The organism is Nitratireductor sp. ZSWI3 (genome assembly GCF_024655565.1).
Classification (GTDB): Bacteria; Pseudomonadota; Alphaproteobacteria; order Rhizobiales; family Rhizobiaceae; genus Nitratireductor.
Genome location: NZ_JANKOF010000073.1, coordinates 1 through 23,740 on the forward strand (window position 1 = coordinate 1; position 23,740 = coordinate 23,740).

A 23,740-nucleotide genomic window follows, 5' to 3' on the forward strand; every position below is an offset into this window, starting at 1 on the left:
GAGAGGGAGGCATCCACGTCGTGGCCATCCTCCTTCTCCCCGCTTGCGGGGAGAAGGTGCCGGCAGGCGGATGAGGGGCCGGCACCCGCACCGCTCACCTCACCCGCGCCGGCAAACGGGCAAAGCCGCGGAAGCGCACGCGGCCCGTGCGCTCCGCCGCACCGGTCAGCCGGTAGTCGGGAAAGCGTCTTAGAAAATGCGAGATGCCCACCCGGCCCTCCATGCGCGCCAGCGAGAAACCGGCGCACAGATGCGGCCCGCCGGCGAAGGCCAGGTGCTTGTTCGGCTTGCGCGACAGGTCCAGCCGGTCGGGATCGGCGAATTGGCGCGGGTCGCGGTTGGCCGCGCCGATGCACAGATGGATCGGCGTGCCCGGCTCGACCACCTCGCCATGAAACTCCACCGGCTCCACCGCCATGCGGTTGCCGAGCTGGTTGGGGCTCTGGAAACGCAAAAACTCGTCCACCGCCGTGCCGATCAGCTCCGGATCGGCCTGCAGCCGCGCCTTCTCTTCCGGCCAGTGCAGGAGCTCGTAAAGCGCGTTGCCGATCAGGTTGGTCGTCGTCTCGTGGCCGGCGTTCAGGATGAAGATACAGTTCTGCAGAAGCTCGACCTCGGAAAGCGCCTCGCCCTCGTTGCCATCGATCAGCCGCGTCAAGACATCCGTCGCCGGATCGCCGGGATGGCGCCGCCGGTCGTCGGCGATGTCCTTGAGAAAGGCCTTGAAATCCGTCACCGACGTGTTGCCGCGCTGGTGCTGCTCCTCGTTCAGCACCGGCTCCAGCGCGCCCAGAATCGCCAGCGACCAGTCGCGCAGCGGCGCGCGTTCCTCGTGCGGGATGTCGAACAGGTTGCCGATCACCTCAATCGGGATCGCCGCGGCGAAATCCTCGATCAGGTCGACATCGCCCTTCTCCTCCATGCGCTCGATGAGCCCGTCGACCAGCTTGATCAGCCCCGGTTCGAGCGCCGCCAGGGCGCGCGGCGTCAGCGCGCCCATCATGATCTTGCGCACCCGCGTGTGCAGCGGCGGGTCGTTGAAGACGAGGCTCGTCGTGTGGTGCTCGTAAAGCGGCGTGTCGCCGAATTTTGGAAAGAACTCCGCCTTCTTGTCGGACGAGAAGGTCTTGGTGTCGCGATAGACCCGGTCGAGGTCGGCATAGCGCGACAGCATCACCGAGCCGTCCGAGAAGCGCTTCAGCGGCGCATGCTCGAGAAGCGCATGATAGATCGGAAACGGGTCCTCCACGAAGCCCGGCGGCAGGGCCGTCAGCTCAAAACTCTCCGCCAGCGCCTTGCCCTCGTCGACGGGCGTTCCTGCCGTACTCGCCATTTTCTTCCTCCCGGGGACGGCCACCGGAGCGGCCTCCTCAACAACAGTATTATTGACCGGCCGGTCGGTTTATGCAACTGTGTTTTCGCCAATCGGCCTCGGGAGGAGCCTAAATGTCACAAATGCAACTGTCTCCACAGGAGATCGCCGAGCGCAGCGCCAGTGCCATGTGGGCGCGTGACGACGCCTCGAAATGGCTCGGCTGCCGGCTCGACGCGGTCGGCCCGGGCACGGCCACCCTGTCGATGACGGTAGAGCCGCATCACACCAACGGCCACGACATCTGCCATGGCGGCTACGTCTTCACGCTGGCCGATTCCGCCTTCGCCTTTGCCTGCAATTCCTACAACCAGGTCGTCGTCGCGCAGCATAATTCCATCACCTTCGTGGCACCGGGAAGGCTCGGCGACCGGCTGACGGCCGAGGCGCGCGAGGTGGCCCGCTTCGGTCGCTCGGGCATTTACGACGTGCGGGTGAACGACCAGGAAGGCAGGCTGATCGCCGAGTTCCGCGGCAACTCGCGGACGATCAACGGCACGCATTTTGAGGAAAACGCCTGAGGGCGGCAGTGAGGTTCGGGAGAAGACCATGAAGGATTTGACACCCAGGAAAGAGGAGCTGGACCCGATCGAGATCGCCTCGCGCGACGAGATCGCCGCGCTCCAGCTCGTGCGCCTCAAATGGTCGCTGAAGCACGCCTATGAGAATGTGCCGCATTACAAGAAGAGCTTCGATGCCGCCGGCGTCCATCCCGACGACCTGAAGCAGCTTTCCGATCTTTCAAAATTCCCCTTCACGGTGAAGACCGACCTGCGCGACAATTATCCTTTCGGCATGTTCGCCGTGCCGCGCGACAAGGTGGTGCGCATCCACGCCTCCTCCGGCACCACCGGCAAGCCGACCGTCGTCGGCTACACGGCAAACGACATCTCCACCTGGGCCAACGTCATGGCGCGCTCGATCCGCGCCTCCGGCACGCGGCCGGGCGACGTGGTGCATGTGGCTTATGGCTATGGCCTGTTCACCGGCGGCCTCGGCGCGCATTACGGGGCAGAGCGGCTCGGCGCCACCGTCGTCCCGGCGTCCGGCGGCATGACCGCCCGCCAGGTCACGCTGATCGAGGACTTTTCCGCCCACACGATCATGGTGACGCCCTCCTACATGCTGTCGATCCTCGACGAATACCGCGCGCAGGGCCTCGATCCCCGCAAGAGCCCGTTGCAGGTCGGCATCTTCGGCGCCGAGCCCTGGACCAACGCCATGCGCGCCGAGATCGAGGAGGCCTTCGACATGCATGCCGTCGACATTTACGGCCTGTCGGAGGTGATGGGGCCCGGCGTCGCCAACGAATGCGTCGAGACCAAGGACGGCCTGCACATCTGGGAAGATCACTTCTATCCCGAGATCATCGATCCCGAGACCGGCGCAGTCCTGCCGGATGGCGAGAAGGGCGAGCTGGTCTTCACCTCGCTCACCAAGGAAGCCTTCCCCATCGTCCGCTACCGCACCCGCGACCTGACACGGCTCCTGCCCGGTACGGCGCGCTCCATGCGCCGCATGGAGAAGATCACCGGCCGTTCCGACGACATGATGATCCTGCGCGGCGTCAACGTCTTCCCGACCCAGATCGAGGAGCAGATCCTGGCCGTCGAAGGACTCGCTCCGCACTTCCAGATCGAGCTCACCCAGGAAGGCCGCATGGACGCGATGACGGTTCATGTGGAGATGGTCTCTTCCCTGGTCGGCGAGGAGCTGCGCGTCGCCGCCTGCCGGCAGCTTTCCGAGCGCATCAAGGATGTCGTGGGCGTCACCGTCCGTGTCAACGCCACCGATCCCGGCGGCGTCGCCCGCAGCCAGGGCAAGGCCGTGCGCATCCTCGACAGGCGGCGGGAAGGATGAGCGGGATGGATCCGACTCCCCTGCCCCTCACCCTTACCCTCTCCCCGCAAGCGGGGAGAGGGAGGCATAAATGCTGCGGCCATCCTCCTTCTTCCCGCTTGCGGGGAGAAGATGCCGGCAGGCGGATGAGGGGCAGCGCCAACCCCAGCCCGCGTGCGTTCTGATGGCCCGCACCCGCGCCAAGGATTACGACGACAAGCGCGACGCCATATTGCATGGCGCCGCCGCGATCTTCGCGCGCGACGGCTACGACCGCGCCTCCATGTCCCAGCTCGCCGGCGAGATGGGCGTCTCCAAGGCGCTGCTCTACCACTATTACGCCTCCAAGGAGGCGCTGCTCTACGACATCGTCGCCACCCATCTGCAGGCGCTGGTGGAAGCGGTGGAGGAGGCCGACCGGCCCGGCGCTTCACCCGAAACGCGCCTCGAAGGGCTGGTCACCGCGCTGCTCGAAGCCTATCGCGACGCCGACAACGAGCACCGCGTTCAGCTTTCGGGTCTCAAGCTCCTGCCCGAGCCGCAGCAGGAGGAGCTGAAGGCCCTGGAGCGCCGGCTGGTCGCCCTGTTCGCCGAGGCGGTGCGTCAGCTCAACCCGGCCGCCTTCGAAGGAAAGCCGCTTCTCAAGCCGGTCACGATGAGCCTCTTCGGCATGCTCAACTGGTTCTACATGTGGTTTCGCGAGGACCGCGGCATCAGCCGCGCCGATTACGCAAGCGTTGCCACCCATCTCCTGGTGAGCGGCGTGAAGGGACTTGCCTGAAGCACCCCACCGCAGCGACGGGCGATCGCGCTTGCCCGCCTTCTCGTCCCGTGGCATTTGGGGACGTATGGATGCGCGGCAAGAAACAGTTGAAGATGCCCTCGCTGGCCTCATCGAGAGGCTGCATGGGCGCGGGCGCCTGCGCGTCTGGTCGCTGGTCATCACGCTGTTCGGCGACGCCGTCGTGCCGCGCGGCGGGGAAGCGCCCCTGGCCTGCCTGCAGGAGGTCATGGCGCGGCTCGGCATCGAGGCCGGTGCGCTGCGCACCGCCATGTCGCGCCTCGCGAGCGATGGCTGGGTGGTGCGCGAACGCCGTGGACGCAACTCCTTCTTTTCGCTCGATGCACACGGACAGCACGCCTTCGATCTTGCCACCCGGCGCATCTATGCCGCCGGGCCGCCGGACTGGGACGGGTCCTGGACCGTCGCGATCGCCCCGCCGGGCGGCAATGGCAGCCAGGCCGAGGGCCTCGCCGAAAGCGGCTTCCTGAAGATCGCCAGCGGCGTCCATCTGCTGCCGCGCACCCTGGAAATGAACGGCGGGCGGGACGATCCGCTCGCCGGGATGCTGGTCATCCACGGCACCAGCGCCGAACATCCCGAAATGCTGCGCAGCCTCTGGCCGTCCGAGGAAATCGGCACCGCCTATCGCACCCTGATCGAGGACTACGCCCCCTTCGCCGGCGCCCTCGCCCAGGCTTCCGCGCCCGGTCCGCTCGATGCGATGGCCGCGCGCACGCTCCTGATCCACGATTGGCGCCGCATCGTGCTGCGCGACCCCGGCTTGCCGGTGGCCCTTCTGCCGCAGGATTGGCCGGGCGAGAAGGCCCGCAGCCTGGTGCGCGGGATCTACCGGCGGCTGCTGCCCGCCAGCGAGCAATGGCTCGACGGGGCGAGCCTTCCGCCCCCTCTCAAGCCCGGCATCTTCGCCATGCGTTTCGGCGGCGGCGACTGACCGCTTCAGCCGTCCGGCGACAGCGCCAGGATGACGAGGCCGAAAATGGTCACCGCGGCACCCGCCATCACCGAGAGGCTTGCCCAGCCGTGGCCCAGAATGCCCTCATAGACGATGACCAGCGTCGGGGTCAGATAGTTGTAGGCGAGCACCTTCGAGGCCGGCAGCCGCATCGCCGCATATTGCAGCAGGAAGAAGGTTCCCGCGGTGGTGAAGATCGCCAGATAGACGATTGTTATCCACACGATGCCCGGCAGCGCCAGCCAGTCGGTCTCAGCGATCTCACGCAATCCGTAAAGGCCGATCAGCAATCCGGTGGCGAGCAGTGTCCAGAAGGTGAAGGCAAGCGCCGGCTCGCCGCGATTGTAGAGTCGGACCAGCGAGGCATAGGCCGCATGACCGACGACGCCGACGAAGAAGATCATCTCGCCGCGGCCGACATCGAACCGGCGCATGGCGTCGAGATCGCCGCGGAAGATCACCCACACGGCGCCGAGACCGGCCAGCAGCAGGCTCGGCAGAACCAGGCCGCGCGGCACCTGGCGCAGGAAAAGATAGCCGAAGAAGGCGCTGAGGGGCGGCAGCAGCGTGAACACCGCGCCGGTCGACACCGGGTCCGTCATGCCGAGCGCGGTGAACATGGCGATGAAGAACAGCGCCATCGTGCCGCCCAGCACCAGGAAGCGCCAGGGAGCGGCCGGCCACGGGATCGGGCGCCTGAGCATCGCCCGCGCCACGATGCCCATCAGGGCGATGCCGATGACGAACCGGGCCGCGTTCAAGGCCGCCGGTCCCAGATGCGGCGTGGCGAGCGCGCCAAGCGAGAACGATCCCGAGACGAGTGCGGCGAAGGCGATCATGGCCAGGTGCCCGAGACGCTTCTGCACGCCGGTAGCGTACTGTCCGTGCGCAGCGCGGCGCATTGCCTTTGAATGCGTGGGATCGTCCAAGCCGCCCTTCTCCTCGAAACCCATCCGTCAGGATCGGAGCAGTAGCACCTCGGCCCGCAACGCGAAACGGTTTGCGGGCCGAGGGGCGAACGGTGGAAGGCGGGCGGCTAGCCCGATGCCAAGACGAGCAGGAAACTGCCCGCCAGCGCCGCATTGGAGACGATGCCGTTGATGCGGGCAACGCGCTCCGGACCCTGGTGATCCCAGAAATTGTGGAACAGCACGGTTGCGACGAGCAGGAAGAGGATCAGCCCCAACGCCGCAAACCGGGTCCACAGGCCGGCGATCAGCAGCGCCCCGGCGATGCACTGCAGGGAAATGCCGGCGATCAGCGCCATCCGCGGCAGGGGCATGCCGCGCCCGGCGATCACCCCCGTCAGGTAAGGGATGTTGCCGAGATTGCGCAGCCCGGCAAAGACGAAGGCGCCGCCGAGCAGCAGACGGCCGGCCAGGTGCAGGAGAGGCAGAATGGTTTCAGGCATGCTTGCTTTCCGCTTCGAGCGCATCGGCCTCATGGCGCCGCGCGCTGGTTCGAGAGAAGATCAGGCGGCCGCCGGCTCACGTGTCGCGACGACCGGATGAACGGAGCGGAACGGCACGCAGAGCCGGTTCCAGACGTTGATTGCCGCCACGAGCACCGAAAGCTTGACGAGCTCGGACGGGGAAAACTGCCCGAGGGCCGCCTCGTAGAGCGCATCGTCCACCGGTCCGTCGGAAAGTCGGGTCAGGCGCTCGGTCCAGGCCAGGGCCGCCCGCTCGCGATCGGTGTAGAGCGGCGATTCGTGCCACACCGCCAGCAGATGCAGGCGCTGCTCGCTCTCGCCGTCCTTGCGGGCTTCGCGCGAATGCATGTCGACGCAATAGGCGCAGCTGTTGATCTGCGAGGCGCGCAGCTTGACGAGATGGACAAGGCTCTTTTCCAGGCCCGCATTCACCGCCGCATCGTTGAGCGCGCGCACGGCACCCATCAGTTGCGGTTCCGTTTTCCAGAAGTCGAGACGTGGTTCCATCGGATTTTCCTTTGCTCTTGAGGTGGCCTGAGGTGGCCCGGGGTGGATTGAAAGTCAGGCGCGCGGCCGCTGATTGCGCGCCACGAAAGCGCAGCCGAAAGCGATGGCGCGCGGATCGGCATCCGCCCGGTATCCCTCGATGACGTCGGCCAGCGTCGTCCGGCGCAGCTCGTCCCGATAAGCGCGTTCGGCTCTCAGCATCGCGGCGTTGATGCCGCACGGCTTCACATAGGCCGACGGCTCCAGCGCCCCCGGCCCGCGCTGCCGGATCTCCGCACAGCGAAAGGCGGGCGCGCGGCCCTCGATCGCCACGACGACGTCGAGCAGCGTGATGCGATTGGGGCTCCGCGCCAGGCGATAGCCGCCATGCGGCCCCGACACCGATTCCAGCAGGCCGGCGGCGGTGAGCTGCTTCAGATGCTTGAGCAGGTAGCTGGGCGACAGGCCGTGATACTCGGCGAGCGCGCTCGCCGGCAGGGTGCGCTCCGGCTCGAGCTGCGCCAGCAGCGTCGCGCAGTGAATCGTCGCCTCCACACCCTCACCCAATTTCATGATCCGTCTCCATATTCATGGATAATTCTTATCCTGGATAAATGATGTCCGCAATATAGGCGCGCGTCACTTCTGACTCCTGCTGACATTCTAGAGAGGTCCACCGTTTCATGGAAACGCTTTGCCGCTCTATCTCATTGTTTTTCCGCATTTATGCGACGTCAGGTGATCCCCACCTGACTGCAAAATGCTCGGCGCTTCAGCCGAGCTTGCCGAGCATTGCCGCGAGGGCCTGCGCCTCCCCGGCGCTCAGCCGGCCGCCGATGACCTCGGCGATGGCGTCCCCGTAGACCGCCCACATGCGGTGCCGCAGCGCGCGGCCCTCCGTGCTGATCCGCAGCGTCTGCCCACGGCGGTCGTCGGGGCACACGCACCTGTCCACCAGCCCGGACTTCACCATCCGGTCCATCAGGCGCGACAGATTGTACTGCTCGAACAGCAGCGCCCGCTCCAACTCGAACGGCCGCAGCCCGTCCTCCCCGGCCTTCTCCAGCTCCCAGAGCACGTCGTACCAGGAAAGCGACGGCAGCCCGGCCGCCTTCAACCGCGCTTCGATGCCTGACATGGCAAGGCGGTGCGCCCGGGCCAGCGCGATCCACGCTGAGACCGTTTCATCGTCGGGTTTACGGGTCATGGCTCACCAAATTTATTTCATGCAATTGCATGAAGATTGACATTTGCTCCAACACCACCAATATAGATGCAATTGCATCAATATCAACCAGCCGCAGGAGACATCCATGGCCGAGAAGCCGACCCTCATTTCCTTCGACCTTTGCCCCTATGTGCAGCGCGCCGCGATCGTGCTGGCCGAAAAGGATGTGCCCTTCGAGCGCATCGACATCGATCTGGAAAACAAGCCCGACTGGTTTTTGGAAATCTCGCCGCGCGGCAAGGTTCCGGTGCTCAAGGTCGGTGACGACGCCCTGTTCGAAAGCGCGGCCATCGTCGAGTTTCTCGACGAGACCGAAGCCCCGCGCCTGCATCCCGAAAACCCCGTCACGCGGGCACGCCATCGTGCCTGGATGGAGTTCGGCTCGGCCGTTCTTGCCGACATCTGGACCCTGGAGACGACCCACGATCAGGCTGCCTTCGACAAGGCGGTGGCCGCCATCCGGGAGAAGCTGACCCGCCTCGAAGGCGAGCTCGGCGACGGCCCCTATTTCGCCGGCGAGGCCTTCACCATCGTCGATGCGGTCTTCGCGCCCGCCTTCCGCTATTTCGACGTCTTCGACACCATCGCCGATTTCGGCGTCTTCGACGGCCTGCCGAAAGTGGTCAAGTGGCGCAAGGCGCTGGCCGCGCGCCCGACCGTGCGCGAAGCGGTGGTGTTCGATTACGGGGATCGCCTGCGCCGGTTCCTGGCGAAGAAGGACGGCGTCATCCTGCGCCAACCGCGCAAGGCCGCCTGAAGTAGACGCTGCGAGAAGATGGGAAGCGGCGGCCGGCGGCCGCCCTTCGCCTACTCCGCCGCCGTCACTCTCGACGGGTTGTTCGGATGCGTGGTCCAGTTCGCATAGGCCGGCGAAACGGTGGCGCCGGTGCGCTTGTCCACGACGCCCGCCGCCAGCGGCACCATGTCGATGCAGCCCTCCACGGGGCAAACATTGACGCACAGATTGCAGCCCACGCACTCCTCCTCGATCACCTCGAAGCGGCGCGCGCCGTCGACCAGCGCCGTGATCGCCTGGTGCGAGGTGTCCTCGCAGGCGATATGGCAGCGGCCGCATTTGATGCAGAGATCCTGGTCGATGCGCGCCTTGGTGACGTAGTTGAGATTGAGATACTGCCAGTCCGTCACATTCGGCGTCGCCCGGCCGACGATGTCCTCCAGCCGTGCATGGCCCCTGGCGTCCATCCAGTTCTTCAGCCCCTCGATCATCTCCTGGACGATCTTGAAGCCGTAGGTCATGGCAGCCGTGCAGACCTGCACGTTGCCGGCGCCCAGCGCCATGAACTCGGCCGCGTCGCGCCATGTGGTGATGCCGCCGATGCCGGAGATCGGCAGGCCCGCCGTCTCCGGATCGCGGGCGATCTCGGCCACCATGTTGAGCGCGATGGGCTTCACCGCCGGGCCGCAATACCCGCCATGCGATCCCTTGCCGTCGATGGTCGGCTGCGGCGCGAACGTGTCGAGATCGACCGCCGTGATCGAGTTGATCGTGTTGATCAGCGACACCGCGTCCGTGCCGCCGGCCATCGCGGCACGGGCCGGCTTGCGCACGTCCGTGATGTTCGGCGTCAGCTTGGTGATGACGGGCATGCGCGTGTTCTGCTTGCACCAGCGCACCACCATCTCGACATATTCGGGCACCTGCCCCACGGCGGCCCCCATGCCGCGCTCGCTCATGCCGTGCGGACAGCCGAAATTGAGCTCGATGCCGTCGGCCTCGGTCTCCTCGACCAGCGGCAGGATCGCCTTCCAGGCCTCTTCCTCGCAGGGCACCATCAGCGACACGACAAGGGCCCGGTCGGGCCAGTTCTTCTTCACCTGCTTGATCTCGGTGAGGTTCTGATAGAGATCCCGGTCGGTGATGAGCTCGATGTTGTTGAGGCCGAGAAGCCGCCGGTCGGCGCCCCAGATGGCGCCGTAGCGCGGCCCGTTGACATTGACCACCGGCGGCCCTTCCTCGCCCAGCGTCTTCCAGACGACGCCACCCCAGCCCGCCTTGAAGGCGCGCTCCACATTGTAGGCCTTGTCGGTCGGCGGCGCCGAGGCCAGCCAGAACGGATTGGGCGATTTGATGCCGACGAAATCGTTGCGGATGTCTGCCATGGGTTCGCTCCTCAGCCCATCAACGCGCGGTTGATGCTTTCGGCCGCGTCGCGCCCCTGCGCGACCGCCGAGACCGTCAGGTCGTCGCCGCCGGCGATGCAATCGCCCCCGGCCCAGACCTTCGACATCGATGTGCGGCCCTCACCGTCCACCCTGATGCGCCCGCCCTCGAGCGCCACGGAGGCGCTGTTGCCGTTCAGCACGCCGGCCATGAAGCTCTGGCCGATCGCCTTGAACACCTGGTCCGCCTTCAGTGTCAGCGTCTCGCCGGTGCCGGTGAGCCTGCCATTGGAAAGGGCCGTGTATTCGAGCTCGATACCGCGCACCCTGCCATTTTCGGCAAGCACCCGCTTCGGCTGCAGCCAGTGTCTGATCGTCACGCCCTTGGAGGCCGCCAATTCCTGTTCGAACGCCGAGGCGTTCATCTGCTCGCGGCCGCGGCGATAGCAGATGGTGACCTCCTCGGCACCGAGCAGCCGCGCCTGTATGGCGGCGTCGATCGCCGTCATGCCGCCGCCGATCACCACCACGCGGCGGCCGACGGGAAGGCCCGAGAGATCCTCCGCCTGCCGCAGGCCGGCGATGTAGTCGACCGCGTTTTCCACCCCTTCCGCGTCCTCGCCCTCGGCATTGAGCGCGTTGACGCCGGCCAGCCCCATGCCGAGGAACACGGCATCGTGGTCGCCCACCAGCTCGCCGAGCGAGAGGTTCTTCCCCAGCGCCCTGCCGTGCTCGATGCTGATCCCGCCGACGGCCCTCACATAGTCGACCTCGGCCTGGGCGAAGCCGCCGGGCGTCTTGTAGGCGGCGATGCCGTATTCGTTGAGGCCGCCGGATTTGTCGCGCGCCTCGTAGATCGTCACCGAGTGGCCATGCAGCGCGAGCCGGTGGGCGCAGGCAAGCCCCGCAGGCCCGGCCCCGACGACCGCGACCGTCCTGCCGGTCGCCTCAGCCCGTTCGTGGAATTGCCGGCCCGCCGCCATCGCCGTGTCGGTGGCGTAGCGCTGCAGCCGGCCGATCTGCACCGGCTTGCCTTCCGCGGCCTCGCGCACGCACGCTTCCTCGCACAGCGTTTCCGTCGGGCAGACGCGGGCGCACATGCCGCCGAGAATGTTCTGGTCGAAGATCGTCTTCGCCGAACCGAGCGGATTGCCGGTGGCGATCTGCCGGATGAAGAGCGGGATGTCGATCGATGTGGGACATGCCGTCATGCACGGCGCATCGTAGCAGAAGTAGCAGCGATCGGCCTCCACCGCAGCCTCATGGGCATCGAGCGGCGGATGCAGGTCGGCGAAATTGCGTTGGTAGTCCTCGCCTTTCAGACGGCCGGCGGCGATGCCGTCCGTATAGTGACCATCAGCCATTCCGTATTCCCCTTATTATTGAGGGGAAGGCTAACGCAGATTTATTTTTTTATCAATCGGTCAAATTTTCGAGCACGCAAGCACGCTCCAAATAAATATGACATTTATACTCATCTAAATACCGGCGTTCACGCACCCCGTGCTTTGCGCAAGGGAAGCGCCGGATCTTTCGGGATCCGGCGTCTCGAACATCCGTCGCGATCAAAACACCTCGATCGAACTGATCTCGTCATTGTGGATCTCGGAAAAGCGCGCCGCGTCGCCCCGCACCACTTCGCACCAGCCGCCGAAATTCTGATGTTGGCAAACGCGCGCCCGGGCTCCGCCCTGCAGCCGGATCGACGAGATCCGATCGTTCCAGTTCGGCGGCAGGAGCGCCGTGCCCTCACCGGCGTTGAAGCAGATGCTCGCACCGCGAAAATCGGCGTGCTCGTAGAAACAGGCGCGCTTGTAACCGCCACCGCCGCCGCCCCAGTCGCCGCCGCCACCCCAGTCACCTCCGCCGGCGCGCCGCACCTCGTAGGACGAGATCGCGTCGTTGCGACGGCCGGGGAACAACCTGACGTCGTCGCGAATCGTCTGGCACCAGCCACCGAAATTCTCGTGCTCGCAGACCTGCACCGAAGCGCGGCGTCCGACGCGGATCGACGAGATGCGGTCGTTCCAGTTGCGGCCGAGGCGCCGGTCGCCGTCGCCGATGCCGGCGCAAAAGCTGCGGCCGCGGAAATCGGCATGTTCATAGAAGCAGACCTCGCGCGGTCCCGGCCGTCGTCCGCGGTCGTAGTCGTCGTCATAGCCCCCGCCGCTCGGCGGATAGCGGTCGCCGGGGCGGTTGCCCTGTTCCACGAGTTCCTGCAGGACCAGGCCGAGGAGCGCGCCGATGTCGGACACCGGGCGATCATCATAGCGCGGGCGCGTGTCGCGCAGATAACGCGCGGCGACCCAGCCGGCGCGTCCCGCATAGCCGACCTCGCACCACTCATAGGCATTGGTGCAGCGCAGCACCGGGACCCGCGCACCGCGCGGAATCAGCAGGACCGGCCGGTAGCGCGTGCCCGGGCCCTGGCGCATGTTCAGATCAGTGACGGCAATCGCCAAAACCCCTTCAGCCTTGGCCGAAGAAGCGAAATAAGACATCAAACCCAGCGCGAAAAGCGCCAGAAAAGGGAGCCGCAAAAAATTCGAGCGCATGAAAATCTCCTGTTTCGCGCGAATTGGCGAAGGCAAGATGGCGCAAAAATGACCGGCGCTCCACTAAAAGGCGAGCAATTCGAAAATCCGTGCCTAGGGTCAGGACCTATCGCCTGTCGGCCGACGCATCGAAGCTGATCACCGGCTCCATCGCCGACAGCGCGTCGTCATCGAGCCAGCACAGGCTGAAATGGCCCTCGCCCAGATCCTTCAGCGGCGGCACCTCGCGCTCGCATTTGTTGCCGGGCACCTGATCCTTGTAGCGGCAACGGGTCTGGAACGGGCAGCCGGTCGGTGGATTCATCGCCGAGGGAATGTCGCCTTCCAGCACGACATGCTTCTTGCGCACGGACGTGTCGGCGATGGGGATCGCCGAGAGCAGGGCCTCCGTATAGGGGTGATAGGGCGGCGCGAAGATCTGGTCCGTCGTGCCCTGCTCGACGATATGGCCGAGATACATCACCACCACCCGGTCGGCGAGGTAGCGCACCACGGAAAGATCGTGGCTGATGAACAGCATTGTCGTCTTGTTCTTGCGCTGGATGTCCATCAGGAGCTCGGTCACGGCCGCCTGCACCGACACGTCCAACGCCGACACCGGCTCGTCCGCCACCACCACCTTGGCGTTGCCGGCAAAGGCGCGCGCCACGCCGATGCGCTGCTTCTGGCCGCCCGAAAGCTGGCGCGGCATGCGGCTCGCGAAGGCCCGTGGCAGCTTCACCAGATCGAGCAGTTCCAGCATCCGCTCGCGGCGCTCGGCAGGCGAATTGCCGATCTTGAACTTCTCCAGCGTGCGGATGATCTGCGCGCCGACCGAATGGCTCGGGTTGAGCGTGTCGAACGGATTCTGGAACACCATCTGGATTCCCGCCACCGTATCGGTGGCCCGCTCCTCCACCGGCGTTCCCTGGATTTCCTCGTTGCCGAGGACGACACTGCCCGCGGTCGCCGTCTCCAGCCCAAGCAGCACCTTGGCAAGGGTCGACTTGCCGCAGCCCGATTCGCCGACGATCGCCACGGTCTCGGCTTCGCGCGCCTCGAAGGTGATCTGCTCGTTCGCCTTCACGGTCTTCGTGTCGCCGCCGCCGAACACGGCGTTCGCGGCGACCTGGTAGTATTTCTTCAGGCCGTCGATCTTCAGCATCGGCGCGCCGGGCTCGACCGGCTCCTTCTCCGTCAGCGCTCCCTCGGGCAGCGCCGTCCAGTCGATCTCCTCGAAGCGCACGCAGCGCGAGAAATGCCGCTCATGCTCCTTCACCGCGATCATCGGGATTTCCGCGGCGTCGCAAAGGCCCGCCTTGAAGTGCAGGCAGCGCGGCCCGAAATTGCAGCCCTTCGGCCGCTCGTGCGGCAGCGGCAGCTGCCCGGGAATGGCGATCAGCGGCCGCGCGTTCTTGTCCGCTCCCGGCAGCGGGATGGAGCGAAACAGCCCCTGCGTATAGGGATGGCGCATCCGGTCGAACACGTCCTCGATGCGGCCGGTCTCCACCGCCTCGCCGGAATACATGACCGTGATGCGGTCGCACGTCTCCAGGATCAGGCCGAGATTGTGCGACACGAAGATCATCGAGGTGCCGAACTCCTTGCCCAGCCCCTTCACCAGTTCGACGATGCCCGCCTCCACCGTCACGTCGAGCGCGGTGGTCGGCTCGTCGAGCAGAAGCAGCGCCGGCTTCGACAGGAGCGCCATGGCGATGACGATGCGCTGCTGCTGGCCGCCCGAAAGCTGGTGCGGATAGGAGCGCATGATGCGCTCGGGATCGGGCAGGCGCACGGCGCGCACCATCTCCAGCGCCCGGTTCCAGGCCTCCTCCTTCGACACCTTGTCGTGGATCAGCGGCACCTCCATGAGCTGCCGGCCGATCTTCATGGCCGGGTTGAGGCTCGCCATCGGCTCCTGGTAGATCATGGCGATCTCGTTGCCGCGGATCTGCCGCAGCTCCTCGTCGCTCATCTCGGCCATGTCGCGGCCCTTGAACTTGATCCGACCGCCGACGATCTGCCCGACATTCGAGAGATCGCGCATGATGCCGAGCGAGACGGTCGACTTGCCGCACCCCGATTCGCCGACGATGCCCATCGCCTCGCCGGGCATGACGGTGCAGGAAAAATCCATCACCGCCGGAATTTCTCCCGCCCGGGTAAAGAAGGAGATCGACAGGTTCTCGATCTCCAGAATCGGCTCTCCTGCCCGTTCGCTGCGCGAGATGCTGATGGCTTCGTTCATGGCGTCGCTCTCAGTCTTTCCGGTTTCAATCCTTCAGCGACTGCTCGCGCAACGCATCGGCAAGCAGGTTGAGTCCCAGCACGAAGGACATCAGTGCGAAGACCGGTGGCAGGGCGGGATGCACATAGGCTCTGAGCAGCCGGCTCGATTCCTTGATGCCCGTACCCCAGTCCGGGCTTTCGGGCGCCAGGCCCAGGCCGAAATAGCCGAGCGTGCCGAGCAGGATGGTCGTGTAGCCGATCCTCAGGCACACATCGACAATCAGCGGCCCGCGCGCATTGGGCAGCACTTCCCACAGCATGATGTACCAGGGGCTTTCGCCGCGCGTCTGCGCCGCCGCCACATAGTCGCGCGTCTTGATGTCCATCACCAGCCCGCGCACGATGCGGAACACGCCCGGCGAGGAGGCGAAGACGACCGCCACGAAGATGTTGAGCTGGTTCGGGCTGATCGCGATCAGGCCGAACGGATCGGCGTTGAACACCAGCCCGAGATAGACCCAGCCGCCGATCAGCAGCGTCAGCGCCAGCTGCACTGCGAGGAGGCCGGGTCGGCTTCGATAGCGCGTGTAGAACAGCGTCGAGAAGAAGATGATGGGGAAGATGAAGAAGACGCCTGCCATCCATTGCGGGATCGGCGTCTCGCGGATGCCTGGCGTCACCAGCAGGTAGAACAGCAGGATCACCGGGAAGGCCAGCACCAGGTTGGCGAGAAAGGAAAGGATGCTGTCCACCCTCCCGCCGTAATAGCCGGCCGGCAGGCCGAGCGTCGTTCCCACCATCAGCGCGAACAACGTCGCCGCCGGCGCGATGATGAGCACGATCTGGCTGCCGAAGACCATCCGTGAGAAGACGTCGCGCGCCAGCCGGTCGGCGCCGAACAGGAAAGCCTCGCCGGTCTGCGGTTCAATGGCGCCCGGCAGCACGTTCTTCATCACCGGGAATTGCGCCAGCGGATTGAACGGCGCGACCGTGCTGGCGAAGATCGCCGTGAACAGCCAGAACAGGCAGATCATCACCCCGGCGACGCCGACGCCCGTGTCGAAGAGCTGCCCGTAGAGGCCGAGCTTTTTCTTGAAACGCAGGCTGAGCACCAGAACGATCGCCAGCCCGACCCACACGGGCCAGAACCGCGCCAGGACACCGAGGATGATACCGAAGGCTCCGAGATACTCGATCTGCATCCGCCCCTCCCTTTACTGCACGCGGATGCGCGGGTTGAGATAGGCGTAGCCGACGTCGGAAATGAGCTGCGTCGACAGGACCACGAAGACCGACACCAGCGAGCAGCCGAGCAGAAGGTCGATGTCGTTGTTGCTCGCCGCCTCCACCAGCGTGAAGCCGAACCCCTGATAGCGGAACATCACCTCGACGATGACGACGCCGGTCAGCAGCCACGGAAACTGCAGCATGATGACGGTGAAGGGCGCGATCAGCGCATTGCGCAGCGCGTGCTTGACCACCACCGCGCCGAACCCGAGCCCCTTCAGCCGCGCCGTGCGGATGTATTGCTGCGTCATCACCTCGACCATCGAGGCGCGGGTCATGCGGGCGATGTAGCCGATGCCGTAGACCGCCATGGTCATCACCGGCAGGGTGAAATTGTAGAAGCTGATGCCTTCGCGCGTCGCCGTTGCCGCCGAGCCGTTCAGCCAGCCGAGCCACGAGGCGAAGATCACCGCGAAGATGACGCCCGAGACATATTCCGGCGTCGCCGTCGTGGCGATCGAGGCAACGGACAGCGTCCGGTCCGTCCGGCTGCCCTCCCGCATGCCGGCCAGCACCCCGATGAGCAGCGAGACCGGCACCATCACCATCATCACCCAGAACATCAGGATGCCGGTGGCGCCGAGCGCCGGGAACAGCTTGCTGGCCACCGGCACCTTGAACTTGGTGGAACAACCGAAGTCGCCCTGAAGAATCCCCGAGTAGCGCGGCTCGGCGGGCTCGTTGCAGTAGGAGAAGCGCGGCACCGCCCTGCCGGTCCCGGGATCGACGTTCGGCTGTTTCTGCACGACGCCGAGCCACTGGCCGTAGCGCACGAAGAAATTCTCTCTGTAGCCGTTCTTCTGCAGCCAGCTCTCGAGCTGCTCCGACGAGGAGCGCATGTCGAGCTGACTGATCGCCAGCTTCTTCAGGTTTGGCTCGAGATTGACCAGGAAGAAGACGACCAGCGTCAGGCACAGCATGGTGAGCGCCATGACGCCCAGCCGCCTCAACACAAAGCTTAACACGTTTCCCCTTCCTCCTTTTCCGGAGGTCGTTATTGGTTGCCTGCGAAGAAGGGGCCTTGGTGGTCTGACCGAAACAGATGGTCCCCATCTGTTTCGACAAGTCAGCCCACTGGCTATTGATCTGGTGGGGCGATTTTTCCCAACAGATGGATACCATCTGTTGGGATCGCACCACTAGGGCCCCTTCTTCGTTCTGGCTCAGGCTTCGTCGAGCCAGACTTTTTCGAGATCGATCTCGAAGGTCTGATGCATCCCGTGGTCCTTCACGGCGGGCACCGAGTGGTTGTACAGCTTGCGCCAGTAAGGCTGGATGATGATGCCGGCATCCTGGATGATCTTTTCGATGTCCTTCATCACGCCGCGGCGCGTGTCGGGGTCCGGAAGCGCCAGCGCTTCCTCGATCTTCTTGTCGAGCTCCGGATTGGAATAGGCCGACTCGTTCCAGGCCTCGCCGGTGCGATAGGCAAGCGCCACCACTTGGATGCCGAGCGGGCGCATGTTCCAGTTGGTCATCGAGAACGGATATTTCGTCCAGTCGTTCCAGAAGGTCGAGCCCGGCAGGACGGTGCGCTTCACCTTGAAGCCCGCCTCGCGCAATTGCGCGGCGATCGCATCGCCCGTGTTCTTGTGCCAGTCCTCGTCCACCGTGATGAGGTCGTGCTCGAAGTCCATCTGGCCGGCCTCGTCCATCGTGGCCTTGGCCTTCTCGATGTCGCGGGCGAGCTTCGGCAGCTCGGCATATTCGGGATGGATCGGGCAGACATGGTGGTTCTCGGCGACATCCCCGGCATTGTCGTAGCCGAGCGCCAGCACCGTCGCATTGTCGACGGCGAGCTGCAGCGCCTTGCGCACCTTCTCATCGTCATAGGGCTTGTTGTTGACGTTGGTGCGCGCCACCAGCGTCGTCGCCGTCGTCACCTCCGACTTCACGAGATCGAGCGCGTCGAGAATTTCGACGTAGTCGGCCGTCGTCTCGTAGTTGGTGTGGATCTCGCCCGATTCGAAGGCGCTCACCATCGCCGAGGGGTCGGTGCCGTAGTCGATGAACTCGACCCCGTCGAGATAGGCCTCGCCGCCCCACCATTTGCCGTCCTCGCGCTTCTTCAGCACGACGCGGTTGCCCACCTCATAGGACACCAGTTCGAACGGGCCCGTGCCGATCGGGTTCTTGACGAAGTCGCGGCCGGTCTCGTCGAAGCTCGGATGCACGATCAGGCCCGGATAGTCGGCCATGCCCGGGATGATCGAGATGTCCGGCGCCGAAAGGTTCAGCTTCACCGTCATGTCGTCGACCTTCTCGATCGCCCCCTCGCGCGCCTTCTTGGTGCCCGGATCGATCAGCGCGGCCATGCGCGCCGGCATGGAGTTGCCTTCCACCGTCTGATCGCACCAGCGGTTGATGTTGTAGATCACGTCGTCGGCGCCGAAGGGATCGCCGTTGTTCCAGGTCACGCCCGGCCGCACATGCAGCACGTATTCGGTGGCGTCTTCATTGACGTCCCAGCTCTCCAGCAGCTTGCCCTCGAAGGTGAAGTCGCGCGTGTACTTCACCAGCGGCTCCAGCGTCTGGCGCATCGCGTTGGCGATCTCCGACCAGTCCGCCGTGCGCGGATCCTTCGGGTCCTTGATGAACATCGCCACTTTCAGGGTTCCGCCCGTCTTCGGCTCCTGCGCCACGGCACGCGTCGGCGCGGCAAGGCCCAGCATGCCATAGGCGGCGGCCGTGGAAGCGCCGAGCGCGCTCGCCAGGGCGAGAAACTCGCGGCGGTCCATCTTCCCGCCCCGCGCGTCGGTCGCCAGCTCTTTCACGCGAGCCGGTACCCGATCGCCATTGCTCTTGAAAAACGTCATCGACGCACTCCCATTGTTCCCGTTGATGGTTCTTGTTTTAGCATTCCGTATTGAGCCCCCGATGTCAAAAAAACCCGCACCAGGCCGCTGGGGGAGTTTGCTACGTTCTCGACAGGGCCGATGACGGATTTGCGACAAGACTGGCGCAAAAATGATACCCGAGGCCGATTCTGCAACATCCCGTGAGGGCTCCTCCTGACAGCTGGTGACGGGAACGCCGGCTTTGCCGCCATGCCAAGCGCTGCCAGATTGACGCTTCGCCCCACTTCTTGCTAAGCCTCCGCGTTCGCTTGAGGTGCTCCGGCGGTGCGTTCGCGCGTCGGGGAAAAGGGAACACGGAACGGTCTTCCACGGGAAGGCCGAAGCCGTGGCTGCTCCCGCAACTGTAAGCGCCAAGGCCCCCCGAATGCCACTGGGCGAATGCCTGGGAAGGCGGGGATGCCGATGAAGCGCGAGCCAGGAAACCTGCCTTGGGCCGTCACCTTCCGGATGCGGGATGCTTCCGGAGCTGTGCTTCTCGCAGCGGTGGCGAAACGTCATCGCTGGCGGGGAACGGCACGGCAAAGGCCTTCGCTCTCTCCAGCATCATCGCAGATTGCTTCGCGGAGGGGCACGCATGCTTTCACGACAAGGTTCTTTTCCGTATCTGCTCGGCGCGTCGACCGTAGCGCTTACCGTATCGATACACCCCGCCCCGGCGCAGGATCTCGACCTCGGCACGATCGTTGTGACGCCGAACCGGGCGCCGACCGACCGCGCCAAGGTGGGCTCCAGCGTCGCGGTGATCGACCGCCGGGAGATCGAACAGCAGTCGCTGCCGGTCATCGTCGAATATCTCGACCTGTTGCCCGGCGTCTCCATCTCCTCGCCCGGCGGCCGCGGCGCCGAGGGCAGCCTTTCCGTGCGCGGCGCACCGCGCCGCTACGTCAAGACGCTGTTCAACGGCATCGACATCTCCGATCCGACCAACACGCAGGTGCAGACCTCCTATCAGTACTTGCTTTCGGGCGGCATCGAGCGCGCCGAGGTGCTGAAGGGCTCGCAGAGCACCCTCTACGGCTCGGACGCCATCGCCGGCGTGATCAGCCTGTCGACACTGGGCGACATCGAACCCGGCCTCACGCACATCGTCCAGGGCGAAGGCGGCTCGCACGGCTCGCTCGGCGGCTCCTACGGTCTGCGCGCGGCAGACGACCGCTCGAAACTGTCGCTCAACCTCACCGGCTTCCGCACCGACGGCATCTCCTCGGCCGCTTCGGGCACCGAGCGCGACGGCTACGAGAACCTGATGTTCGACGTCAATGCCGAGCACGTCTTCTCCGACGTCTTCTCGGTCTTCGGCTCGGCGCTCTATATCGACGCCGAAGCGGAGTTCGACAACGACAGCTACGTCTTCCCAGCAGGGGTTTTCAATCCACCGACCGACAATCTGACGGCCACCAACCTCAGCAAGCAACTGGCCGGACGCGCCGGCTTCAACCTCGATCTGCTCGACGGACGCTTCCGCAACACGTTTTCAGCGCAGACTTTCGACCTGAAGCGCTCGATTGCCGGAACGACCTTCGATGGCACCTATGAGGGCAAGCGCTACAAGGTTGACTACCAAGGCGCCTACGATGTCACCGACTGGCTGACAATCCAAGCCGGTGCCGACTACGAGAAGCAGAAGGCCCTGTTCCCCGAAGGCGCCTTCAACCCCGAAGTCAACGCCGATTTCAATATCGCCGGTTTCTGGGGCGAAGCCATTGCAACCCCGATCGAGAACCTGACGCTTACCGCTGGCATTCGCCACGATGAACACAGCGAGTTCGGTGGCCACACCACCTATCGCGCCACCGGTTCCTATCTCTTCGCCGATACCGACACGCGGCTCCACGCCTCGCTCGGCACTGGCTTCCGAGCACCAAGCCTCAACGAATTGTTCGGCCCGTTCGGAGCGGATCCAAACCTGACGCCCGAAACCAGCTTCGGCTTCGACGCGGGGATCGAACAACGCTTCTTGGCCGGGCGCCTCGTCGCCGATCTCACTTATTTCCAGATGAAGATCGATGATCTCATCACCTATTCGGGCGGCTACACCCAGCTTCCGGGCACCGCGCGCCAGCGCGGCGTCGAGGCATCACTCACCTATGCCGTGAACGATTGGCTGGAAATCGGCGGCGCATACACCTACACAAGCTCCGTGGACCAGAACGGCGACCGCCTTACCCGCATCCCGCGCCACGCCATAGCGCTGCAGGCCAGCGCGCGCCCGGCCGAAAAGTGGCTGCTCTCTGCAAGCGCCAAGGCCAACATCGATACGCTCGACGGCAATGATTTCGAGCTTGACGACCATTTCCTCCTCAATGCCAAGCTCGCCTACAAGCCGACCGAGGACACCGAGCTTTACCTGCGCGCCGAAAACCTCCTCGATCAGGATTACCAGACGGTGCGCGGCTTCAACACGCCCGGCCTTTCGGTCTTCGCCGGCTTCCGCGCCAGATTCGGGCCATGACGAAGCGCGGCCGGAACCGTTTGCCCGCCCTTTCCGGCCTTGTGCTCCTTGCCGGCGCGCTGCTTGCCGCGCCGGCCTCTGCCGCGCCGAAGCGCGTCATGTCGCTCAACGTGTGCACCGATCAGCTCGCCATGGCGCTCGCAGCCCCTGGCCAGCTCGTCTCCGTCTCCTTCCTCGCCCGCGAGCCCAGCCTGTCCATGCTGCACGAGGAGGCGCGGAAATACCCGGTCAATCGCGGCCTCGCCGAGGAAGTGTTTCTCGAAAAGCCCGATCTCGTCGTCACCGGCACCTACGCGCTGCACAACACCACCGCGCTCCTCAAGCGGCTCGGCTTTGCGGTGGAGGAATTCTCCTTCGTCCAGACCCTCGACACCATCCCCGGCGAGATCCGCCGCATGGGCGCGTTGCTGGGACAGGAGGAAAAGGCGGAAAGGATCGCGGCCGGCTTTGCGACGGAGCTTGCGGACATCGAAAGGCGGCAATGCGACCGGCGTCCGACCGCCATCGCCTACGACCAGAACGGCGTCGCGCTCGGCAAGGGGACGCTGGCCGATTCCGTCCTGCAGGCTGCAGGGTTGAGGAATCTCGCCACCGATGCGGGCGTCGTCGGCATGGCCCCCTTCCCGCTCGAACAGGTGGTGGCCGAAAAGCCCGACATCATCGTCACCGGCCGCCCCGAAAGCGCCCCCACCCTCGGCGAGCACGTGCCGCGTCATCCGGCCATCGCCGCCATGCCCGCAACGCGCGTCGGCGCCTTCGTGCCGGAGGGCTCCTGGTCCTGCGGCGCCCCCACGGTCATTAAGGCCGTAAGAGCGCTCGCCAAGCTGCGCGAGGAGATCGCGCCCTGCCCGGCGGGGACGGCGCCATGAAGCCCTCCCTCCTCACCACGGCGCTCACCCTTCTCGCCCTGGCGCTCTTCGTCCTGTCGCTGCTCGTCGGTCCGGCCGAGCTCGCCCTCGGCGACAGCCTGTCGGGCCTCGTCGCCGGCGGCGGCGAGGCGGCCGCCATCATCATGCGCGAGATCCGCCTGCCGCGCGCCCTGCTCGGGCTTTCCATCGGCATCTCGCTCGGCCTGTCGGGCGCGGTGCTCCAGGGCTTCCTGCGCAACCCGCTGGCCGAACCCGGCATCATCGGCGTCTCGGGCACCGCGGCGCTCGGCGCCGTCGCCATCTTCTATTCGGGCATCGCCGGCAGCTCGCTCTATGCGCTTCCCCTCGGCGCTCTCGCCGGCGCTGGCGCCTCCGTCCTGATCCTGCTCGCCATCGCCGCGCGGCAGGGCTCGACGCTGACCTTGATTCTTGCCGGCGTGGCGCTGTCCAGCCTGTCGGGCGCGCTCACCTCGCTGGTGCTCAACCTGTCGCCCAACCCTTTCGCGGCCTACGAGATCATCTTCTGGCTGCTCGGCTCGCTCAAGGACCGGTCGCTGGAGCATGTCGCCCTCGCCCTGCCGCTGATGGCCGCAGGCTGGCTGCTGATCGCGCTCTCGGCGCGCGCCGTCGACGCCCTGTCGCTCGGCGAGGAGGCGGCGGAAAGCCTCGGCATTCCCATGGCGCGCGCGCGCTTCCTGATCGTTGCCGGCGTCGCGCTCTCGGTCGGCGCCGCAACCGCGGTGGTCGGCACCATCGGCTTCATCGGCCTTGTCGTGCCGCATCTGCTGCGCCCGCTGACCGACCGCCTGCCGAGCAGCCTGCTGCTGCCAGCCGGCCTCGGCGGCGCCGCCCTGCTGCTCGCCGCCGATGTCGCCGCCCGGCTTGTCCTGCCCGCCGGCGAGTTGAATGTCGGGGTGCTGACGGCACTGATCGGCGCGCCGTTCTTCCTCTGGCTCGTCATGCGCGCCCGCCGGGAGATGTTCTGATGCGTCTTGCGATCGCCAGCCTCTCGGTCACGCTCGCCGGCAGAAGGATACTGTCCGACGTCTCGCTCGATCTCGCCCCCGGCACGGTCGTCGGCCTGCTCGGTCCCAATGGTGCCGGCAAATCGACGCTGATGCGCGCCCTTGCCGGGCAGGTCGCGGCCGGCGGCACGATCCGGCTCGGCACGGCTGATATCGCCGCCCTCGGTCCTGCCGATCGCGCCCGGCTCATCGCCTACCTGCCGCAGGCCCGCGCCATAGGCTGGCGGCTGCGGGTGCGCGACCTCGTGGCG

At 65.7% G+C, this 23,740-nt stretch carries 22 protein-coding genes and 1 riboswitch; of the genes, 9 read left to right on the forward strand and 13 right to left on the reverse strand.

The genetic code is table 11. The features are described from left to right. Window positions 1-94: 94 nt before the first annotated feature. Window positions 95-1,333, reverse strand: a complete 1,239-nt coding sequence (locus NUU27_RS18645; protein ID WP_257763653.1) for a cytochrome P450 — start codon at window positions 1,331-1,333, stop codon at window positions 95-97. Between the two features lie 122 nt (window positions 1,334-1,455). Between NUU27_RS18645 and paaI the strand changes: the two genes are divergently transcribed. The 4 genes from paaI to NUU27_RS18665 all read left to right on the forward strand — a co-directional run bounded on the left by paaI (window position 1,456) and on the right by NUU27_RS18665 (window position 4,947). Continuing rightward, window positions 1,456-1,893, forward strand: a complete 438-nt coding sequence (gene paaI / locus NUU27_RS18650) for a hydroxyphenylacetyl-CoA thioesterase PaaI (RefSeq protein WP_257763675.1) — start codon at window positions 1,456-1,458, stop codon at window positions 1,891-1,893. Between the two features lie 28 nt (window positions 1,894-1,921). Then, window positions 1,922-3,232 (forward strand): phenylacetate--CoA ligase PaaK, encoded by a 1,311-nt coding sequence (gene paaK / locus NUU27_RS18655; protein WP_257763654.1) that lies wholly within the window; start codon window positions 1,922-1,924, stop codon window positions 3,230-3,232. Window positions 3,233-3,395: 163 nt separating this feature from the next. Further along, window positions 3,396-3,992, forward strand: a complete 597-nt coding sequence (locus NUU27_RS18660; RefSeq protein ID WP_257763655.1) for a TetR/AcrR family transcriptional regulator — start codon at window positions 3,396-3,398, stop codon at window positions 3,990-3,992. 67 nt (window positions 3,993-4,059) lie between these two features. After that, on the forward strand, window positions 4,060-4,947 hold the full coding sequence (locus NUU27_RS18665) for a PaaX family transcriptional regulator C-terminal domain-containing protein (protein ID WP_257763656.1): 888 nt from the start codon (window positions 4,060-4,062) through the stop codon (window positions 4,945-4,947). 5 nt (window positions 4,948-4,952) lie between these two features. Here the strand turns inward: NUU27_RS18665 and NUU27_RS18670 are convergent, their stop codons facing one another. From NUU27_RS18670 to NUU27_RS18690, 5 genes are all read right to left on the reverse strand, one after another. Continuing rightward, window positions 4,953-5,897 (reverse strand): DMT family transporter, encoded by a 945-nt coding sequence (locus tag NUU27_RS18670; protein WP_257763657.1) that lies wholly within the window; start codon window positions 5,895-5,897, stop codon window positions 4,953-4,955. A gap of 107 nt (window positions 5,898-6,004) precedes the next feature. Further along, complete coding sequence (locus NUU27_RS18675; RefSeq protein WP_257763658.1) at window positions 6,005-6,379, reverse strand: DoxX family protein; 375 nt, start codon at window positions 6,377-6,379, stop codon at window positions 6,005-6,007. Window positions 6,380-6,439: 60 nt separating this feature from the next. After that, window positions 6,440-6,907, reverse strand: coding sequence for a carboxymuconolactone decarboxylase family protein (locus NUU27_RS18680; protein ID WP_257763659.1), 468 nt, complete (start codon window positions 6,905-6,907; stop codon window positions 6,440-6,442). A 54-nt stretch (window positions 6,908-6,961) separates the two neighbouring features. After that, entirely contained in the window at window positions 6,962-7,459 is a 498-nt protein-coding gene (locus NUU27_RS18685) for an Rrf2 family transcriptional regulator (protein ID WP_257763660.1), read from the reverse strand. A 199-nt stretch (window positions 7,460-7,658) separates the two neighbouring features. Continuing rightward, on the reverse strand, window positions 7,659-8,093 hold the full coding sequence (locus tag NUU27_RS18690; RefSeq protein ID WP_257763661.1) for a MarR family winged helix-turn-helix transcriptional regulator: 435 nt from the start codon (window positions 8,091-8,093) through the stop codon (window positions 7,659-7,661). Window positions 8,094-8,199: 106 nt separating this feature from the next. Here NUU27_RS18690 and NUU27_RS18695 point away from each other — a divergent pair, with 106 nt between their 5' ends. Next, the gene (locus NUU27_RS18695) at window positions 8,200-8,871 is read left to right on the forward strand and encodes a glutathione S-transferase family protein (protein ID WP_257763662.1); all 672 of its coding nucleotides are present in this window, start codon (window positions 8,200-8,202) and stop codon (window positions 8,869-8,871) included. Window positions 8,872-8,921: 50 nt separating this feature from the next. Here NUU27_RS18695 and preA read toward each other — a convergent pair whose 3' ends face one another. The 7 genes from preA to NUU27_RS18730 form a co-directional block, all read right to left on the reverse strand. Further along, the gene (gene preA / locus NUU27_RS18700) at window positions 8,922-10,235 is read right to left on the reverse strand and encodes an NAD-dependent dihydropyrimidine dehydrogenase subunit PreA (RefSeq protein WP_257763663.1); all 1,314 of its coding nucleotides are present in this window, start codon (window positions 10,233-10,235) and stop codon (window positions 8,922-8,924) included. Between the two features lie 11 nt (window positions 10,236-10,246). Continuing rightward, window positions 10,247-11,599, reverse strand: coding sequence for an NAD(P)-dependent oxidoreductase (locus NUU27_RS18705; RefSeq protein ID WP_257763664.1), 1,353 nt, complete (start codon window positions 11,597-11,599; stop codon window positions 10,247-10,249). A 201-nt stretch (window positions 11,600-11,800) separates the two neighbouring features. Then, on the reverse strand, window positions 11,801-12,790 hold the full coding sequence (locus tag NUU27_RS18710) for a peptidase inhibitor family I36 protein (protein ID WP_257763665.1): 990 nt from the start codon (window positions 12,788-12,790) through the stop codon (window positions 11,801-11,803). 106 nt (window positions 12,791-12,896) lie between these two features. Continuing rightward, on the reverse strand, window positions 12,897-15,017 hold the full coding sequence (locus NUU27_RS18715) for an ABC transporter ATP-binding protein (RefSeq protein ID WP_257763666.1): 2,121 nt from the start codon (window positions 15,015-15,017) through the stop codon (window positions 12,897-12,899). A gap of 25 nt (window positions 15,018-15,042) precedes the next feature. Then, a complete protein-coding gene (locus tag NUU27_RS18720; protein ID WP_257763667.1) occupies window positions 15,043-16,200 on the reverse strand; it encodes an ABC transporter permease in 1,158 nt (385 codons plus the stop codon). A gap of 12 nt (window positions 16,201-16,212) precedes the next feature. Continuing rightward, window positions 16,213-17,250: an ABC transporter permease gene (locus NUU27_RS18725; protein ID WP_257763668.1), complete on the reverse strand. Its 1,038-nt coding sequence runs from the start codon at window positions 17,248-17,250 to the stop codon at window positions 16,213-16,215. 198 nt (window positions 17,251-17,448) lie between these two features. Beyond that, window positions 17,449-19,101 (reverse strand): ABC transporter substrate-binding protein, encoded by a 1,653-nt coding sequence (locus NUU27_RS18730; protein WP_257763669.1) that lies wholly within the window; start codon window positions 19,099-19,101, stop codon window positions 17,449-17,451. A gap of 276 nt (window positions 19,102-19,377) precedes the next feature. Beyond that, window positions 19,378-19,589: riboswitch (cobalamin riboswitch) on the forward strand. Window positions 19,590-19,717: 128 nt separating this feature from the next. Between NUU27_RS18730 and NUU27_RS18735 the strand changes: the two genes are divergently transcribed. The 4 genes from NUU27_RS18735 to NUU27_RS18750 form a co-directional block, all read left to right on the forward strand. Continuing rightward, a complete protein-coding gene (locus NUU27_RS18735) occupies window positions 19,718-21,595 on the forward strand; it encodes a TonB-dependent siderophore receptor (protein ID WP_257763670.1) in 1,878 nt (625 codons plus the stop codon). Beyond that, complete coding sequence (locus tag NUU27_RS18740) at window positions 21,592-22,464, forward strand: ABC transporter substrate-binding protein (RefSeq protein WP_257763671.1); 873 nt, start codon at window positions 21,592-21,594, stop codon at window positions 22,462-22,464. Before NUU27_RS18735 ends, NUU27_RS18740 begins: the two co-directional genes overlap by 4 nt. Further along, window positions 22,461-23,450 (forward strand): iron ABC transporter permease, encoded by a 990-nt coding sequence (locus tag NUU27_RS18745; protein WP_257763672.1) that lies wholly within the window; start codon window positions 22,461-22,463, stop codon window positions 23,448-23,450. Before NUU27_RS18740 ends, NUU27_RS18745 begins: the two co-directional genes overlap by 4 nt. Next, window positions 23,450-23,740: ABC transporter ATP-binding protein (locus NUU27_RS18750; RefSeq protein WP_257763673.1), on the forward strand; the 291-nt coding region annotated here is incomplete at its 3' end. The genes NUU27_RS18745 and NUU27_RS18750, both read left to right, overlap by 1 nt.